Below are 18,386 nucleotides of genomic sequence, written 5' to 3'. Positions count from 1 at the left end.
TCCGCGTCCAGGTTCTTCGTTCTTGGTTGAAGTAATGAAGCAAGAGCATCAAGATTCCGACCAGGAGCTTTGTCGGAATGACGGCATTTGACGTTTCTTTACTTTAGGGTTCGCAACTTGGAACAGACAACTTGCGACTGCTATTCATTAAGGACCAAGGACGGTGGGACCGCTTACGAACAACGACTTTCAATTCTACTTTCTCAAACCGGAACTTCTCTCCAGGAGGCAAACGACAGCATTTGATATTGCTTCGGACTATAATAGTTGAATGTGCAACCATCTGTGAGGTGAGTTATGGCAAAAGACATACATAAGATGCTCGGTGAAGAAAAGATTGGGAGGCTTCTTCTAAGTCTCTCTTTGCCTGCTACTATTGGGATGCTTGTCCAGGCTATGTATAACTTTGTTGACACAATCTTTGTTGGAAAAGGTGTCGGATCGATGGGAATCGCAGGCATCTCGATCGCCTTGCCTGTTCAAATATTCGTTATGGCATTCGCTCAAATGTTCGGAATCGGTGGCGCTTCAGTGATATCGAGGGCACTGGGTGAAAGGGACCACGAAAAGGCGAGACGAGCCGCCGGAAACGTAATGGTCTTCTCGCTCGCCTTCGGATTGGTAATGACTCTCCTAGGACAGTTCTTTTTAGATCAGCTGCTTATAATGCTCGGTGCTAGTGAAGCCATAATTCCGTATGCAAGAGAATACCTGGGTATAATACTTCTTGGAAGCGCTTTCTTTTCTTTCGGCATGGCTATGAATCATGTGGTGAGGGCCGAAGGAAAACCGAAAATAGCAATGGCCGCAATGCTGATCTCTGCCGTTCTCAATATTATACTTGACCCGATTTTCATATTCTCTCTAAATATGGGAATAAGGGGCGCGGCTTTGGCGACCGTTCTGTCTCAAGCTGCCACTTCAATCTATGTTCTCTTCTACTTCTTAAGTGGGAAAAGCTTGCTGAGAGTCTCTTTAAGATCGCTGATCCCCGAATGGAGAATCATGAGGGAGACTGTCTCGGTAGGACTCTCCGCCTTTTCAAGACAGGTAGCCGGCAGCCTTCTGGCCGTGGTTCTCAACAATTCGCTGGTTTTCTACGGAGGAGATATTGCCGTTGCAGTTTATGGAGTGATCAACCGACTTCTGATGGTTTTTATCATGCCCATGTTCGGCGTAAACCAGGGATTTCTTCCAATTGTCGGATACAACTATGGCGCCAGAAAAATGAGACGGGCGAGAGAGTCTGTCAAACTTGCATCTGCAGTTACTACAGTGATTGCTCTTTTCTCGTCAATAGTCATGTTTCTGTTCGCGAGACAACTCATATCAATTTTCACCGATGAAACAGAGCTTATTGAGTCCACCATTTATGCACTCAGAATAGTTATCCTTGCCACCCCCACGATAGGAGTTCAGGTTATTGCATCTGGAATGTTCCAGGCTCTCGGAAAGGCTTTACCAGCACTTTTCTTATCCCTCCTCAGGCAGATAATCATACTTATCCCTCTGATTTTAGTTATCCCGCGCTTCCTTGGGATTAACGGCATCTGGATATCCTTCCCTCTTGCCGATTTGATTGCTTTCGCAATCTCGCTGGTTTTCTACCTTAGAGAGTTGAAAATATTCCGTTCAGGCGAGCTCAATGTTGAGGAGGAATAACGGATGTCTCATGATCTATCTTTCAGTGGGGAAGGGTACATAAGTCGCTGGATATACTGCATTTCACGCAGTGCAAACGTCTACTTCAGCAGGGAAATGCAGAAATATGGATTGGGAAGCGGGCACTTCTTCTTTTTGAGAGTTCTTATGTCAAAAGAAGGAATCAGCCAGAACGAACTTAGCGATATTCTTGGCGTTGACAAGGCCACGACCGCAAAGGCTATGAGCAAACTAACTGAAGCGGGTTACGTTAAGAGAGAAATCGATTCTTTGGACACCCGGGTTTACAAGCTTTTTCTTACCGATAACGGGAAGAAGATCGGACAGAAACTCCGAAAACTTGGCTCGGAGCTTGAAGAGATACTAACGGAAGGCTTTTCAGGCGACGAAAAGCAGCAACTGCTATCCCTTCTTGAGAGAGCAGCCACTAATGCGAAAAAGGCAAAGTAAGTTCATAACTATCTCCGGGTCCCTTCTCAGGCAATCAAAAAACACGGTCTCCGCAAACGCAGAGGCCATGTTTGTGGGACATTGCGAAAAGCTTATCTGAATCTTCAGTAAAGAGTCTTCAAGAACTCTTTTATTTCTTCGGAAGCCGCGTAATCCTCTGGGGTCTTATCGGAGTTGTCCTTGACATTTGCTAGAAGGCCGAAACTGTTTAGAATTGTCAACATTTCAATTCCGTCCCATTCGTCCTGAACCGCATAATGAGCGGGTGTCATACCGGCATGGTCCCTATGATTTACGTTGGCCCCCTTCTCTCCGAGATGGGAGATCGCCTCCATGTTATAGTCTACTACAGCATAGAAAATTGGGGTTCTGCCTTCGTCATCTTCGGCGTCGATATTTGCCCCACTTTCCAGCAAGTAATCAACCATCTCCAGACTCCCATAACTACCCACCGCTGCATGGATTGGCTGAAGACCTCCCTGTGCTTTTATCGAGACGTCTGCTCCTTTCTGGATCAAAAGCTTTGCAATGTCAGTTTTTCCATATGCCGCAGCGATATGAAGCGGAGAGATCCCGGTCTCGACTTCGTTGTTGTCTACGCTGATTCCTGCCGAAAGCAACTGCTCGATAACTTCTACATCTTCTTCATACACGGCTAGATGCAGATGGAACGGTAAATAGTTGTTGTTGTCCCTTGCCAGGACGTCCGCTCCAAGAGAGATCAACAGCTTGACATTCTTGAGGTGATCATCTTCGGCAGCGATATGGAGAGGTGTCTTTCCCTCGTTGTTTCTAGCGTTTATATCGATCCCAAGCTTGACAAACATTTCTATGTTTTTTGTGGAACCTTTTCCGGCAGCACGATGGAGGAGAGTATTCCCATCCTCATCTACAGCCCAGTAGTCCGCTCCAAACTCAATCAGCTTAATAGCGACATCGTTTTTCGACTTAGATACAGCCAGCTGAAGCGGCGTGTAGTACTCGTTTCCTACAGACACATCGGCCCCGTATTCCAGAAGAGCCTCTATGCCCTCAATTGGGAGGCCTTCCGATATAGCTAGGTATAGCGGCGTTCTGCCGTCTTTGGCCGGTCGGTTTGGATCGGCGCCGCTTTCCAGAAGGAATTTTACGGTGTTTGTTCCCTTCGAAAAGATCGCGGCGATCAGCGGAGACCGGAAAGCATATTCAACTCTCTCAAGATCGGCTCCCTTCTCTACAAGATACTTCACAACTTCCAGAGTAACGTCGTTCTTGGAGTTGTCACAAGCGAGGATCAAGGGCGTATAGCCTTCATAAAACATCGAACTTGCTGGATGAGCGTTTATATCCGCCCCTCTTTCAAGCAGTATCTTCACAACCTCGAGGAGGCCCTTTCTCGCCGCGTAATGAAGAGCGGTATAACCGTTGTCGTCAACAATGGAGATGTCTGCTCCGGATTCGATTAGAAAAACCGCAATATCCGAGTGGCCGGAATCTGCAGCAACCATAAGGGCCGATTTGTTTGCGTAACCCAACTCATTGATGTCACCACCGCTGTTCAAGGCTTCCTTTACTCCCTGTAAGTCACCGTTGCACGCACTGCTGTAAACGTTTGAAAATAAGACTGCTGATAACAGCAATACTGACAAAAGCACTGACAAGATTTTTCTCATACTTGAATCCTCCTTCATGGATGTAGGCAATTTCAGTTATTTGAAATAGCTAATGATCTCCGCGTGTGACAGTATCCAGCTGAAGTATTCCATTAACCTGTCGAGATCCATACAAGAGTGATCTTGAATCTAACATCAGGTTGAACTAACTGGTTCAGAAACATACTGCCCTTGTTTTATGAAGCGGACACTTGAGTATACTTTTCTGTGGAACTGTGAACGATCTACTATTCGCAGTCTCGAATCACGAAAGTGCATGTTCAACGGCCGCCCGGGCGTGAATGGCCGTCGTATCGAAAACGGGAATGTCCACGTCGGACTCTTTTATCAAAAGAGGTATTTCGGTGCAACCAAGGATCACTCCCTCTGCTCCGTTCATTTGCAACCCGTTAATTATTTTCTTATATGCCGACTTTGATTCTTCTCTAAAGATTCCTTTGCACAGCTCCTCGAAGATGATCCTATCTACTACTGCCCTTTCTTCTTCCGAGGGAACGATAACACTTATCCCAAATCCCGCCAATGTATCCCTATAGTAAGCTCTTTCCATGGTGAATCTTGTTCCGAGGAGTCCAACGGTTTTAAGTCCTCTTCGCTCGATCTCCTCACCGACAGCAATGCCTATTTCGATGACCTCGAGTCCGGATGCCTTTTCAATTTCCCTTGCTATGAGGTGCATTGTGTTCGTACAGATAATCAGAAAATCCGCACCCGCTCTCTTAAGATCTTGGGCAGCCTCGGAAAGGACTCTCTCTATACCCTTCCAGTCATCCGTCTTCATCATGTCCGAGACCGGTCCGAAGTCAACGGAAGCCATTATGCATTCCGCGGAATGCAATCCCCCAAGCCTGTTCTTAACCATCTCATTAAGCAATCTGTAGTACTCGAGCGATGACTCCCAGCTCATTCCTCCAAGTAAACCTATGCGCTTCATGTCTACGCTCCGAAGACCTCATCCAACCAGTCAAGAAGAACTGAATTGGACAAGGGAAGATTTGTAACCTGACAGTGGGAATCTGCGCCTTCTTCTCTAGTGAAGATCCTCATTGTTGACTTTCCCGAAACGCTATCAGAAGCTTCCTTCGCCTGGGAAAGCGCCTCTTCTCCTTCTCCCTCACTAACCATTGCAAGGAAGGGAACCTGGATATTCTTTATGCTATCACCGACCACAAAGTCCTTCATTCTCTCGAAAGCCTTGAACATTGAATGCCTTCCATATTTAAGCATTATGTTAACGAGCTGCAGTTTTTGGGCCTTCGATAGATACTCGGTCGGCACAAGGTCGACTGTCTCAAGTGTTATGTCTTCGGGAGAATTGATCGCTTCTCCGGCAAATGCAGACATGTACCTGTACATATCAGTAATTGGCGAGTTAGAAATCAGGGCCCTTATTCTGGAATCGTTGGCCGCCGCCCTAAGTGAGAAGTATCCTCCCAGACTTATGCCGTACAGCGCAAGTTTAGAAGGGTCGACATCCTCCTTCGACAGGGCATAATCGACAACTTTGGAGATCGGGACTTCGTAGTCGGGACGCAACGGAGTCTCTGGCGAGAACCTTCTCATTCCCACCTGACCGGGACCATCGAAGAGAACAACCGCGTAACCCCTTTGCAAAGCGGCCGAGCCTGCCTGAAAATACATTTCTTCCGACGTCCCGTCAAAACCACTAATCATCATTATCGTCTTCTTCTTGCCGCCTGTTGTCGGAGCAATCCAGTACGCCGGAATAAAATCCTCGCCGTACGGTATCCTCTCCGCTTCAAATTGAATATCGGTGGTCCTGAAAGCATATACAAAGCAATCTCTGCTTTCCATTCCGAGGTATCTTGTCTTCGAGTCTCTGGGATCGCCAAAGTACTCGGCAGCTCTGAAATAATTTGCAGCCCTCAAAAACTCCTGTCTCGCGCTCTCGTTATTGCCTTTCTGAAGAACTATAAGGGCGTGATTCTTCAGCTTCGTCGCGAGCTCTTTGAATGACTTCACCCACGAGTCGGGATCGTCGCAATTTATATGTGGTACAAGAGAGAGGATCTCCCCAACCGTTCCCCCTTCGTAGGAAACCGCTCCGAGAGACCTGTAAAGTTGAAAATCGAATTCGACATCACGCAGTATTCTCACATCTAGCAAACCTCTTGAGACTCTCTTTGAATTGTCCCCCATTTCGCACCTCCTTTAACGCCTTTTCTCAATAATACTATCAGAAAAGAGTTCTAATACCGAAAGCGAAACGCTCTTGAGAAGGTAATAATGCAACATGAAATCTGATATTATCAGACTGGAGGTGATCACATGAAAAGAGTGATGGTGATTCTTATACTGCTTGTGACTGCGTTTGCCTTTTCGTGGTCGGGGCATGACGCGCTTACTTATATCATTGTTTCGCAGTATGAGGATGATTTCGATGAGTTTGTCCAAATTACCCCTTATACGTACGCCGATGTAGATACTCAGGAGTATAATCCGGCCATAGAGGGTTTCTACGATTATCTCGGTGAAAACTATCTGCCTGAAGAAGACCTCGATCTTTACACCTCGATCTTCCCAAACCCCAAACCCGTTGACAACTTGGCGCCCCTGTGGCAGATCCTTTCTGTCTATTCTTACGAGCCCGATCTAGGTATGGACAAGGGGCTTGAACTTAAAGGAATAGAGACACTCCTCGGAGACAGCCAGGGGTTGAGACACATGGAATACAGAATGCTTCTCTTCATTAGAATTGGTAAGGCGACCGACGTGGTTCAGTATTTCAGTGATCTCGCCGAGATTGCTTATTCGAGAGGAGACCGTTACTGGGCATACCGGTTTATGGGAAGAGCCATTCACTATCTTGAAGACGTCGGTCAGCCATTTCATACTTTCCCGGCACCGTTTTTCGAGCTGGTGAAGCTACCATTCAATATAGCCAAGTGGCAGACTGTTTTTGCAAACTTTCATTTCGCATATGATTTCTACGGAGGATACCTGCTCTGGGAAGAATACGAACCGCTCGTTGAGGCGATCAAAGAGGTTTCACCCAAAGAGATTAAGGATCCGAACCAAGCGGCCGTTAGTTTGCGAAGGTACTCCAGAAATAAGCTGAGTTCAGTATATTACGAACTTAAGCGTACAATGGGGGACGAACTGGAAAATCCCGAGGCAGTCTGGCTAGGAAAAGCTTACTTCGACGATCTTCAAAACGCAGGCGAAACAGAGAAGCTCGATGCGCTTTCAGTAGAGATTTTGAGAGAAACTGCCTCCTATGTAAAGGGTTACATAAACTATATGCTTGCACGATTTGCAGAGATTGATTCGGAATTCTAGAAGCGCTGTTCTTAAAATCAAAACGGCGATAGTCAGAGATATAATCTATCGCCGTTTTTGCTGGTTTAATGAAGTGGCCGGACTAATCGGCGTCCTTGCCGGTTCGATCATGTGTTCGAGAGGCAATCTCGTAGAACTTCTTGAGCCTGTCAACGACAAGTCGATTGAAACTGCCTGAAGAGTACTGCCCGTTCTTTCCGATTTTCCCCGGTTTCATTCCCGTGAGAATTTCTATGGCCTCGTCCACGGTTTCGATAGTCCAGACGTTGAATCTACCTTCTTTAATCGCTCCTATTATTTCGTCGTTTAGAATCACGTTATCGGAGTTCGCTTCGGGCACTATCACTCCCTGCTGGCCGTTGAAGCCCTTAATTTTGCAGAGATCATAAAAGCCCTGAATCTTGTATTGGACACCACCTACCGGCTGAACCCGTCCGCTCTGGTTTATAGAACCTGTTACGGCTATCGACTGTTTTATTGGAACTTCAGCAATTGCAGAAAGGAAGGCCACCGTTTCGGCAACCGAAGCGCTATCTCCTTCAACCGCCGAGTAAACCTGCTCGAAACTTATCGAGCCATTTAGGCTTAGCGGGAACTGCTGCGCGTATTTCGAGCTCATATATCCCTGAATGGTCAGACTGGCCTTATTGTGGATATGTCCACTAAGCTCGGATTCCTTCTGTATGTCGACGATTCCGCTGTTGCCCGGTCCGACTTTGGCGGTAATCTTCACCGGTATCCCGAAAGAAAGATCTTCAGTCTGGATCACTGTCAACCCGTTTATTTCGCCGACAAGTTCCCCCTCTGTTTGAACCATTAAAGTGGAGTTCTGGAACATCTCTTTGATCTTATCCTGATAGAGCGAAACCCTCTTGTGCATTTCTTCCCATGCAGTCGATACGTCATCGGCCTGTGTCATCTCGTGACCACTGACTTCCGCGACGGCCGAGCTTTCGAGAAGGATCTGTTCAAGTGCACCGAACTGTGTAGAAACCTTCTTTCTACTCCCAGAAAGGAAGATCGCTCTCTTGATAACCTCTATTATTCCTTCTCTCTCTAATGGCCTTAAGGAGTTCGCCTTAACAATATTGCACATGAGTCCGCAGAGCTTGTCCACAGTATCATTCTGTATAGTCATTTCCCAGTCGAACTCTGCCTTTACTTTGAAGAGCTTCTTAAAATCGGTGTCAAGGGTGCTAAGCATACTGTATATCCAGGGCTCTCCGATCATGACGATCTTTATGTCAAGTGGAATCGGCTCCGGCTTCAGACTCACAGTCGAAAGCAGGCCGATCTTATGTTCAAGATTCTCGATTCCTTCCAGGCCCGAAAAGAGAACCTGTTTCAGTGTTTGCCAAACATACGGTTCACTTAGCACGTTTTTAGCATCTAGAACAAGGTATCCGCCATTGGAACTGTGTATCGCTCCTGGTCTTATCATTGTGTGATCGGTATCGAGCATTCCCATCTTCGCTACGTACTCGATTCTTCCAAAGAGGGAAGAGTAATTGGCGTTTGTTACCTCTACAACCGGTTTTCCCTCTATTCCAGAATTGTCGACAAATAGGTTTACTGCGTATCTCTTGCCAAAAAAGGCCTTCGAATCGATCTCCTGGCTGAAGAAGACTCCAAGATTGTCAAGAAGATCCTTCTTCATGCTCTCAATAAACTCTACAACCTCTTTACTTTCGCTGAATCTATCCTTCATCTCCCTTATGTGACCTTCAACGGCAAATGAGGCAACTTTTCTGTTCAGTTCCTTATACTTTTCGCCGAAGTCTTTTTCCATCTTGCTCAGTTTCAGAAGATAGGAATTAACCAGCTCACGAACCTCTTCGCCCTTCTTCGTAATCTGCTTCTGATAATCTTCGGGAAGAGCCTCATATACTTCCTGCGTAAGTGGTTTTCCGTTCCATATAGGAATTGTTGCGACTCCGGTCTGGTTTATTTGAACGGTGTAGTCTTTCTCTTTGGCCTTCTCAACGAGTTCCTTCAGCATGTTTGAACGTTTCTCCGACTGTTCATTCTGTAAGGATGTAACTTTCTGCTGATAGTCCTCGCTTTGAAAGCTCTCGCCAATGGAGTTTATAGCGATCTCGACAAAGTCATTCATTTCCTTCTGAAATATCTTTCCCGTTCCCGCTTCAAGGGATATTGAGTTTGGAGACCTTGGGTCGTCAAAATTATAGACGTATATCCAGTCTCCGGGGGTTTTAGTGCCCTCGACTTTCTTTTTGAGATAGCGACTTACAAAGGTCCTTCTGCCAGTGTTGGTAGTACCCGAAACAAACACATTGTAACCCTTCGCATCTATGTGAAGTCCAGTCTCAAGTGCCCTTATGGCTCTTTCCTGACCTATAAACTCTTCCAGTTCGCCAATACACTCAGTAGATTTCACGTCTTCCGGTAGCGCAATCTTCAGATCTATGTCCTTCCAGCCAACTTTTCTCATGCATCTACCTCCTTCTTTGGATAGATTATAACAAACAGGTAATCTGGTAGCTGGATTTCTAGTTGTTTACCCTTTGAGAAGGGATTGTAAGAGCCAGATACAGGTCAATCTTTCTTCGACTGGCCGGCGAGCTTCAGCTTCTTCCTGACAACTATCCCTTCGTCGGGAACCTCTTCGAGTATGGTCAGATTGTCTATTGTAAACTCGTGATGAAAATCCCTGAAGGCAAGTCTCTCCATAACAGGACCAATGTTGGATCGTTTAAGATCATCTCCAAAAACAACTGTAATATGAGGTATCCAGTGGTCTTCATCATAAGCGATCGCTCTGTTGTTTACCGAATCGCGGAGTTCGGTCCATAAAGCATGGTGGAGAGATGCTAAACGCGAATTCCTTGCGAGTCCAATGAAGATCACGGGTTTCTCACCGGAGAAGACTCCTAGATACTCCGTTCTGGCCATCAAAGGAGGCGTACTGGAAGCTATGACCTCGATCAAAGGGTCGATTCCAGTCTCCTCCTCTTCCACAATGCAGAAGGTTATATGAGGAAAAGGGGTTAGAAAAACTGAATAAAAACCAAACTCTGTCTTCAGTTCGTCCCATATCCCTCTGACGAAACGATCCAAATCCTCTGGGAGAAGAGAAACAAGTGCCTTCAGAACCACGCACCTCCAGTTGATTATTATAAGAATTATATCAGTCGGAGTCTTTGCCCCTGCTCAAAAACCTTTCACTCCTCGATGCGATTTCGGGGAGAAGTATTAGGGTAAGAACCATTCCCACAGCTAGCCCGCTTACCATAAGTTTCGCAACATCCACATAAAGCAGTAATGGTGTGAGGAGCAAAACCGAGAAACCCGCTACAAGACTTATACCATTTGTAAGAATTGCCCTAGCCGTTTGTTCATAAGCCTTATGTGAATCACCAAATCTCCTAAACCAGATCGTGAAATGGATAGCGTAGTCGATTACCAGTCCCATCAACATCCCCGAAATAAGAGCTGTAGAAATGCTTAGGGGGATCCTGAAAACGGCCATAAAGACGAAGTTGAACAGTGCTGTCAGCAGAATTGGAATAGTAGCTATTATGGTTGATTTCAAGCTCCTGAATATAGAAAACAGAAGCAATATGATTAGCCCAAATGAGACAATTAGACTTTGAATCTGGTTCTTGACTACCGATGAATTGACGCTCTCCCATATGAGAGTTGTTCCAGCCAGAGTGAATTCGAAGTTCTTGTTCATTTCAGGGAATTTTCTTATGGCCTTTTCGACTGCGGCTTTCAATCTCTCAGCACTCAGGCTGTCGCTCTGAGATGAAAAGATGTTGAAACGGATCGCATTGTCACTGACCAGAAGTGAAGTAGAATCACCAAATGCCTCTGTAGAGTTGAGCACTCTGATCATCAAAGGTAAGGGTACGTTGGTCTCTCTCGAAAGGTCAAAGAGACTCAAAACCTTTGAAACTCCTTCAATCCCCTTCAACTCCTGTTCGAAAGCTTCTAGATTCTCAACCTGGTCACCTGTGAATGAAATGCTTGCTCCCTTAGCAGGTTCAACCATGAGAGTATAATTCGTCAACCAACCGAAGGCTTCCTTCATCGTTCTTGCGCTTTCTCTGATCTCTGAATCCTCCTTGAAAAAATTATACTGATCAATCGTCATTGGAATAGTGATGATTAGTAAGGGAGAGACAATACTTGTGGCAACGACAACCCAGATAACCGCTCTTTTAACTAATGGGTGAACATCCCTTGGTGGCAAAACCTCGCGTTTAGTGCCCGCCTTAGGGGTAACAAGCCCCGGAAGGACAGTGATAGTAAAAATCGCCGATAAAAAGATCCCGGAGCAGACGAATATCCCCATTTCCTGAAAGGCCTTCATATCGAGTAGGATGTATGAAGAAAAGCCCGCCATAGTTGTAAGAGCAGAAAAGAGTATAGGCACTCTCTCTTCGTGGATGGTCCTTCTGACGGCATTCTTCATATGGATGTTTTCTTCAAATCTCGATAGAAAATGCATCCCGTAAGCACTGCCAATTATAATTATGAACGAAGGTATCATAACCGTAAGACTGTTTATAGAAAGTTTGAGCAGTCCCATTATTCCTACTATCACCATTACTGCAGCCAAAGGTGGTACAAGGGTTAAAAGTGATAGCGATATTCTTCTGAACTTGATCATGTAAACTGCCATGATGGCAAGCAGTATGAAGGGTGGATACTTGAAGGTGAGATCAAAGATCGACCTGAAGGTTTCGAAATTAGCAACACTTTCTCCGATCAATTTGTAGCTTTCTACGCCGGAAGAGTCCAGTACCGAACGCAGTTCCGGGATCATCATGTCACTTTTCAGCTCGTTCCCCTCTGCTATGGTAATCATGATCGCATAGTACCTGCCATCGGAAGAAACGATCAGATTGCTGTAAACGGGATCCGTGAGCAGTTCTTCATTAAGAACCAGTCGGCCCTCATCTTCATAAACGTAGCTTCCCGATGGAATACTCATCGTAAAAAGATTGAAGCTTCCCAGCTTAACGGCCTCGGTGGGAGACAAAGCGGATTTCACCCAGTCAAGAGAATTGATCTTCTCGGTGACGCTTTTCAAGAGCTCCAAAGAGGTTTGAGAAGCTTCAAGAATCAAAACTATCGATCCGGTATCGCCGAAAACTTCCGCGATCTTGTTGAACGCCTCAAGCTCCGAATCGTCGTCGCTCAAAAAGGCAGCAGGCGAGGGGTCAAAGCTAAACCCGTTTATTCCGGACAACAGAATCACGACTACTACGGCCAATATGATAAAGGATATCGCTCTTCTCATATTCACACCTCATGAACTCAGCCCATTATATCATCTGACTTTACGATTCATCGCCTATGTAGAGATTGAACGCCTCGCAGATGAATTGGAATCGTAACGTAATTTGAAATGCTTTGACTCTTGTCGTAAAATTGGGGCGTGTGAACAATCTGGCCGACACTTAGCAGTAGAGTCTGGAGGGATCCAAATGATCAGCTGTAAAAAGCTTACCAAGGTCTTCGACAAAGACCCTGTAGTGAATGAGATAGATCTGTCTATTAGTTCAGGGGAGATATACGGCTTTCTTGGACCGAACGGGGCCGGAAAAACTACTACCATAAGAATGTTGACGGGCACTTTGAAACCCACATCTGGAGAGGTGAAAATACTCGATATGGACTTTTCCAGAAACGAACTGCTTATCAAGAGCAGGATTGGCGTTGTACCCGATGAGCCAAGAATCTACTCTTACTTCACGGGTGCGGAGTTTCTGGAGTTCATAATGGACGTCTTCCCTGACAAGAAGCAAGAAGCGAAGAAAAGAGTCGGGGAGCTATGCGAAGCCTTTGGAATCGATTATCTAGGTAAGATGATCTCCGAGATGTCCCACGGCATGAAACAAAAGATAATGGTCATATCCGTTCTGATGAGACGGCCCGAAGTGATATTCCTGGACGAACCCACAGTCGGCCTCGATGCAAGAAGCGCAAAAATCCTGAAGATGCTTCTGGAGAAGTACAAGAATGAGGGATCTACGATTTTTATGACGACCCACGTACTTGAAATCGCTGAAAAGATGTGTGACAGGATAGGAATAATCAATAAGGGGAAGTTGATTTCGGAAGGTACAATGAATGAATTGAGAAGGAAGGCCGGTGCCGATGAAAGGGAAACTCTCGAAAACCTCTTCCTTCAGTTAACCGGTGAGGATGAAGACATCCAGGAAATAGTAAGTGCACTGTGAGGTGGCCCCTTTGAATGATTTAAAGCTATTCTTCAAACACAAGCTGTTTCTCTTCCCAGGCAAGAGAGGCAATAGGGGTGGCCTTTCCGGTCAGCTATTTATTTTCGCCGTATTTGCGATTATGATCGGCACGTTTCTTTGGGAGGTATATGGATCTACTGCAGGGGTCTCTATCGAGGGAGTCTCTCTTGGAAAGGTTATGGCAGGTTTCTTCCTAACTATCTCAGGGTTCTTCTTCCTGATTTCTTTCTCCGCGACGTCATCATATCTCTTCATGAGAAATGAGGAGATAGATATGCTTCTCGTTCTTCCCGTGAAAAGAGTCAGCATAATAGCCTATCAAATAATGATATCGACTGTATATCAGGGTCTTACCTTATCCGTCTTCATCGGAATAGCTCTTCCTTTTCATCTGAGAGTCGATCCCAGTCCATGGATTGGGATTCCCGCGCTCGTTCTGGTAGTAATAGACACTGTGCTCTTGGCCTCCATAGTTTCAGTGGCTTTCGGAAAGTTCATGTCAAGGGCGGCAGCGCGAAAAGTGATGTTTGTTGTTCAGATAATCGCTGGTTTCATGTTTTTTATTATCGTTCAGCTGGTTCCGAGAAGCACGGACAATATACCGCTGTACTTGCAGAAGCTGGCATCCGCATGGGGAGTTCTTTCGAATCCCATGAACGTTTTTACCTGGAGTGTAAAAGCTTCGGAGCAGCCGATTTATCTTCTTGTAGGCCTTGGGGCAATTCCGGTTTTGGGATACATATTTTTCAGAGTAGCTTCATCTATTAAGTTTGAACCGGTTTCCTATACAAAAAGCAGAACGAAAACGGTCTCCTTTAATGGGAGATCGCGAGGGGTGTTGCTGAGAAGAGAGCTAAAAATCTATAAGCGTTATGAGCAACTTATATACTATCTTTTCTACCCCGTAGTGTTCGGTCTGATTTTCGGACTCATTTCAGATGACGCTGTTGCTTCGATATTTACTACGGTGCTCATAAGCACTATTTTTACAACAATTCAATCTGCATTTCTTATGGGAAGAGAGTTCCCTTTCATTGAAACGACAAAGACACTTCCCATCTCTCTGGGAAGAATGATAGCCCTGAAGGCAACCTTGCCCGTTCTGCTGGGGTCAGTTCTCTTCGTCGGGGTTCTCACAACCAGCATACTCGTGAAGGGCGAGTCATTCGGCTATTTTGTTGTAGTTCCCATAGTCTTCGTCCTATATATTACCTCTTCTCTATTAGGAATCAGGGGTGTCCTGGTATCCCCACCGGATCAGATGGATAATCCGAATACTTTTATGAGAACAAAGTTTGTCCTTCTGAACCAGGTGATCTGCATGGGCCTCAGCTTTGGTGCAATAATGCCACTAACAACAATACTGAGTGGCGCTTCAGAGAGCAATTCAAATATCTGGCTCATCCTGATTTCTCTAGCGTCGCTTGCGGTAGCTATCTTGATTTCTATCTTCAGCTACAAAAAGGTGAAGCTGGTAATCAACGAGATCTAAACAAGTTCATTGCTCACGATACTCTTAAACATTTGGACCAGTTTCGGGTCAAACTGGGTACCTGAGCAGTTCACTATTTCTTCAACTGCCTCTTCTTTGCTTATCGCCCTACTGTAAGGCCTGTCGTTTGTCATAGCATCAAAGGCATCGACAATCGAGAGAATCCGGCATTCTATTGGAATGTCTTCACCGCTTATGCCCAGCGGGTAACCCCTTCCATCCCATCTTTCGTGATGCTTGAGAATCAAATCCGCAACTGAAGAGAGGTCGGGAGATGAGATCGCTATCCTATATCCCTTTTCAGGATGTAGCTTCATTATCCTCCATTCATCAGCGGTCAAAGGACCTGGTTTAAACAGAATGCTGTCTGGAATTCCCACCTTTCCGAGATCGTGCACCTGTGCGAACAATGCAAGGTCGCTCAACTGCCTCGTGCTAAGTCTGGCTCTTCTTCCAAGTTCAAGGCAGAGTTTCTGAAGTCTCTTCGCATGCCCTCCTGAGATCTGGTCTTTTTCGGCTAGAGTTACAAGGAGTGTGTTGACCATCTGACTTCTAACGCTCGAACTTCTGTAAAGTTTATCGCGGTACATCAAGTCATCGGCTTGCTTAAGTGTTTCAACAAGTTCTTGTTCAGGGCCATTGCTCGTAGCAATACCCATCGAAACACTTAGAGGCGGTCCGGAGTTGTTCATGTTGAATTTTTCCACAATCTTTCTTACCCGCAGAGCGATCTTTTCTGTAATCTCCTCGTCCGTCTTGATCAATATTATTGCGAATTCATCTCCCCCAAATCTCGCCACAACATCCGTCTTTCTGAAGCAAGATCTCAATATCTGCGAAAGCTCGATGAGTATCTGGTCTCCTCTTGAGTGACCCATCGTATCGTTGATCAACTTCAGTCCATCGATATCTGCCGAAACAATTGAGATGGGGTAGAATCTAGAGCCTTCAAGTCTTTTAAGCTCTTCCTCGAAGTACAACCTGTTGTAAAGGTCGGTAAGTTTATCGTGAAGAGACATGTAATTCATGCGCTTCTCTGTTTCAATCCTCACAATCGCTTCGCGGGCATGAGACATCAGGAGTTCAGCAAGACGCAATTCCTGTTCGCCAAAGATCGCCTTTTTCACGGACATTGCCTGAAAGACTCCGACATCTCCAACCGGTACACTGAGTCCAGCTCTATATATATCGTTTGTTCTAAGAGCACCGGGAAACTCCTGGATATCATCGATTACATATGACTTCTTCTCTCTATAAGTCCTTCCTACAATGCCCTTATCGATCGACATTTCCAGGGGATCCCGTGGATTCAGGTTGGAAGACGCCTTTATTACGAGATTTTCTTCTTCCCTTACGCATATGAAGCAAATGTCGAATTCGAGAATCTCTTTTGCCGCTTCGATGACAAGGTCGTAGACGCTCTGCAGTTCACTGCACCTTTCGAGATTGAGAGCCGCCTCGTGGAGCCGTTCGATCCTGAACTTGTCTCTTTCAAGAATCTCAAAACTTTTTAAGCGGTCAGAAATATCCCGCGCAAACGTGAATTCATATTCTCTTCCATCGTACTTAAAATAGTTTCTGTTGATTTCAACGGGGAAAGTGGAACCATCCTTTCTCAGATGGTATGCCTCGAAATTGTCTTTCCCGTTTGATTTGAGCCTCTCCCAGCTGCTTTTTCTGTCATCAGCTTCTAGAGATTTGTCAAGATCATTGACCTTCATTGCAGTTATCTCTTCTCTCGAATACCCGAGACTCTTGCAAGCAGCGCTGTTTGCGTAGAGAATCGATCCGTCAGGGGCAATCCAGAAAGCCTCATCGTTTGCGTTGTCGAGCCCGAACTGGATGAGCTCTATTCTTCTGAGAGCCTTGCGTTCATCCGTTACGTCACATGCAGAGCAGACTACGGATTTTATATTACCGTTTTCATCGATTTCCGGAGTCTTGGTAACAATCAGAGTTCTAAGCTCGCCTTTCGAATTCCTGGTATCTTGCTCGTAAATGTGCTCCTCTTTGCCAGCAAAGACTAGTTTATTGGTTTCAATACTTGTTGAGAGGTCTTCTCCCGAAAAGATCTCGCGAATCTTCCTTCCTTCGATATCTTCCGGACGCATGCCAAAGAACTCCGCAAATGACTTGTTTACGATCCCGAAAGTCTCGGAATCTTTGAAGTACCAGATAAGTGTTGGGATGTGGTTTAGAAGCAACAGCATCTCGTTGTTCTTGGATGCTATAGACCTTTTGCCTTCCAAACGCTGAACAATCATAGTGAATGAAAGCGACATCAGGAAAACGAGACTCACAGTAGCATAATTGGCGGGAGACCACTTTCTGATAATAGAAAGTGAGATACCTTCGAACACGGAAGTCCCTTCTACACTCGATAATCTGTAGTCTTCAGTAGTCAATAATCTTAGAATCTCGTCTAGATTAAGTTTCAGAATAGCATATGAGTCTTTCAGACTCTCCAAGCCGGCGCTATCGGTAACTCTCATCGTCGCCAATAAGTCCTCTCCACTTGGAATGATCTCGTAGAAGGCCGAAGCTCCAATCGTGTGATCTCTAAGAGTCTGGAAGCTTTCACCGGCAGATACGAATTCCTCGTTGCGGTACACGACAACGACACCCTCGATCAGGCTATTGTTCTTCAGCAGATCTTCTAGATTGTAGATAACGAAGTCGGCATCACCTGACTCCAAAGCCTCGTACATCGAATCCCAGTGGAAGTAACCGAGGAAGGCGGTCTTTGCGTTATTCTCCGTGATTATCCTGGCGGAGTTTGCGATGTGATTCTCTATTTTGGAATACCTTACTTCTGTCATCGCGAAAATTATGACAGCGGCGAAAACTGTAGCAATTGCAGCTAGGAAAAGAGAGATTAGCCGGTTCTTCATAAATACTCCAGTGTGAGACAATGTTTACTATAAAGTCTATCATCTTTGATATGAAGATCGGCAGTAACTCAATGACCTTCCCATGCTGAAGTTTTAGTGGATCTTCTGGGTCGTTCATTCAGAAGAGATCTTCATTGTCGCTTCTACATTTCTAGCATTATCTATTCTTCTCTTCCTCACTGTAAACAAAGATATGCGAGTCGTGTAGAATTCTCCTATAACGGATCCAACATTCGACCATCAGTTGGGTGATGAAATGAAATCAGTCCTCTCTTTTCAATAATCCGGCGTCTGGGATAGCAGGTTCGAAAGAGCTGAAATTAGTTGCAAGATGCAAGTTCCAAGTTGCAAGAATAAGAACCAAAACCTGAACGCTAGACCTAGATGCTGAAACAAGTTCAGATGACGCGGAGCGCGGGGTATCGATTACAGGGTCTGGGGTCTCGTGAAGAGAACCGGCAATCAGTTCAGGGTTTCAATGCAACTGAGGAAGTTGTCCGGGCGCTTTGTGAAAGCCTCTCACTCTGTCATCCCGGACTTGATCCGGGATCTTGCTTTTGATCTTATCCAAAGGACTGGACTTATCTTGCATCCCCTGCCTCTCTTATTCTAACAAACAACGAAGAACCAAGGACGGCTCTTCACAGCGATCAGCGGGTTCTCCGCTTTTAAGCGCTCAGCGGCTCTCATAACCGGGATGCTGAAA

At 45.6% G+C, this 18,386-nt stretch carries 12 protein-coding genes; 5 read left to right on the top strand and 7 right to left on the bottom strand.

The window, feature by feature from the left end; genetic code table 11:
- The first annotated feature begins 297 nt into the window (after positions 1 to 297).
- The gene (locus Y696_RS00315) at positions 298 to 1,662 is read left to right on the top strand and encodes an MATE family efflux transporter (protein ID WP_006490079.1); all 1,365 of its coding nucleotides are present in this window, start codon (positions 298 to 300) and stop codon (positions 1,660 to 1,662) included.
- A 3-nt stretch (positions 1,663 to 1,665) separates the two neighbouring features.
- A complete protein-coding gene (locus tag Y696_RS00310; RefSeq protein WP_006490077.1) occupies positions 1,666 to 2,112 on the top strand; it encodes a MarR family winged helix-turn-helix transcriptional regulator in 447 nt (148 codons plus the stop codon).
- Between the two features lie 104 nt (positions 2,113 to 2,216).
- Here Y696_RS00310 and Y696_RS00305 read toward each other — a convergent pair whose 3' ends face one another.
- From Y696_RS00305 to Y696_RS00295, 3 genes are all read right to left on the bottom strand, one after another.
- Positions 2,217 to 3,764, bottom strand: coding sequence for an ankyrin repeat domain-containing protein (locus Y696_RS00305; protein ID WP_006490075.1), 1,548 nt, complete (start codon positions 3,762 to 3,764; stop codon positions 2,217 to 2,219).
- Between the two features lie 244 nt (positions 3,765 to 4,008).
- Positions 4,009 to 4,698, bottom strand: coding sequence for an aspartate/glutamate racemase family protein (locus Y696_RS00300; protein WP_006490073.1), 690 nt, complete (start codon positions 4,696 to 4,698; stop codon positions 4,009 to 4,011).
- A gap of 2 nt (positions 4,699 to 4,700) precedes the next feature.
- Entirely contained in the window at positions 4,701 to 5,924 is a 1,224-nt protein-coding gene (locus tag Y696_RS00295; protein ID WP_006490071.1) for a S9 family peptidase, read from the bottom strand.
- 129 nt (positions 5,925 to 6,053) lie between these two features.
- Here Y696_RS00295 and Y696_RS00290 point away from each other — a divergent pair, with 129 nt between their 5' ends.
- A complete protein-coding gene (locus tag Y696_RS00290) occupies positions 6,054 to 7,064 on the top strand; it encodes a phospholipase (protein ID WP_121509509.1) in 1,011 nt (336 codons plus the stop codon).
- A gap of 82 nt (positions 7,065 to 7,146) precedes the next feature.
- Here the strand turns inward: Y696_RS00290 and Y696_RS00285 are convergent, their stop codons facing one another.
- The 3 genes from Y696_RS00285 to Y696_RS00275 form a co-directional block, all read right to left on the bottom strand.
- The gene (locus Y696_RS00285) at positions 7,147 to 9,516 is read right to left on the bottom strand and encodes a Lon protease family protein (protein ID WP_121509508.1); all 2,370 of its coding nucleotides are present in this window, start codon (positions 9,514 to 9,516) and stop codon (positions 7,147 to 7,149) included.
- Between the two features lie 104 nt (positions 9,517 to 9,620).
- Positions 9,621 to 10,181, bottom strand: a complete 561-nt coding sequence (locus tag Y696_RS00280) for a 2'-5' RNA ligase family protein (protein ID WP_014731718.1) — start codon at positions 10,179 to 10,181, stop codon at positions 9,621 to 9,623.
- 31 nt (positions 10,182 to 10,212) lie between these two features.
- Positions 10,213 to 12,333 (bottom strand): RND family transporter, encoded by a 2,121-nt coding sequence (locus tag Y696_RS00275; RefSeq protein WP_014731719.1) that lies wholly within the window; start codon positions 12,331 to 12,333, stop codon positions 10,213 to 10,215.
- 187 nt (positions 12,334 to 12,520) lie between these two features.
- On the opposite strand from Y696_RS00275, the gene Y696_RS00270 reads away from it, so the two are divergent.
- Positions 12,521 to 13,276, top strand: a complete 756-nt coding sequence (locus Y696_RS00270) for an ABC transporter ATP-binding protein (protein ID WP_014731720.1) — start codon at positions 12,521 to 12,523, stop codon at positions 13,274 to 13,276.
- A gap of 1 nt (position 13,277) precedes the next feature.
- Positions 13,278 to 14,789 (top strand): hypothetical protein, encoded by a 1,512-nt coding sequence (locus Y696_RS00265; RefSeq protein ID WP_041928486.1) that lies wholly within the window; start codon positions 13,278 to 13,280, stop codon positions 14,787 to 14,789.
- On the opposite strand, the gene Y696_RS00260 is transcribed toward Y696_RS00265, so the two are convergent.
- Positions 14,786 to 17,680 carry a diguanylate cyclase gene (locus Y696_RS00260; RefSeq protein WP_014731722.1) on the bottom strand — a complete coding sequence of 965 codons (2,895 nt, stop codon included), beginning with the start codon at positions 17,678 to 17,680 and terminating at the stop codon, positions 14,786 to 14,788. The genes Y696_RS00265 and Y696_RS00260 overlap by 4 nt on opposite strands.
- Positions 17,681 to 18,386 lie beyond the last annotated feature (706 nt).

The sequence above is a fragment of the Mesotoga sp. H07pep.5.4 genome (genome assembly GCF_003664935.1).
In the GTDB taxonomy this organism is placed as follows: Bacteria; Thermotogota; Thermotogae; order Petrotogales; family Kosmotogaceae; genus Mesotoga; species Mesotoga prima.
This window is presented reverse-complemented; position numbering and strand designations above follow the sequence as displayed.

Bases quoted from the DNA above. Each gene is read 5' to 3' on its own strand.
- Y696_RS00315 (WP_006490079.1), top strand. From the start codon at position 298: ATGGCAAAAGACATACATAAGATGCTCGGTGAAGAAAAGATTGGGAGG.
- Y696_RS00310 (WP_006490077.1), top strand. From the start codon at position 1,666: ATGTCTCATGATCTATCTTTCAGTGGGGAAGGGTACATAAGTCGCTGG.
- Y696_RS00305 (WP_006490075.1), bottom strand. From the start codon at position 3,764: ATGAGAAAAATCTTGTCAGTGCTTTTGTCAGTATTGCTGTTATCAGCA.
- Y696_RS00300 (WP_006490073.1), bottom strand. From the start codon at position 4,698: ATGAAGCGCATAGGTTTACTTGGAGGAATGAGCTGGGAGTCATCGCTC.
- Y696_RS00295 (WP_006490071.1), bottom strand. From the start codon at position 5,924: ATGGGGGACAATTCAAAGAGAGTCTCAAGAGGTTTGCTAGATGTGAGA.
- Y696_RS00290 (WP_121509509.1), top strand. From the start codon at position 6,054: ATGAAAAGAGTGATGGTGATTCTTATACTGCTTGTGACTGCGTTTGCC.
- Y696_RS00285 (WP_121509508.1), bottom strand. From the start codon at position 9,516: ATGAGAAAAGTTGGCTGGAAGGACATAGATCTGAAGATTGCGCTACCG.
- Y696_RS00275 (WP_014731719.1), bottom strand. From the start codon at position 12,333: ATGAGAAGAGCGATATCCTTTATCATATTGGCCGTAGTAGTCGTGATT.
- Y696_RS00270 (WP_014731720.1), top strand. From the start codon at position 12,521: ATGATCAGCTGTAAAAAGCTTACCAAGGTCTTCGACAAAGACCCTGTA.
- Y696_RS00260 (WP_014731722.1), bottom strand. From the start codon at position 17,680: ATGAAGAACCGGCTAATCTCTCTTTTCCTAGCTGCAATTGCTACAGTT.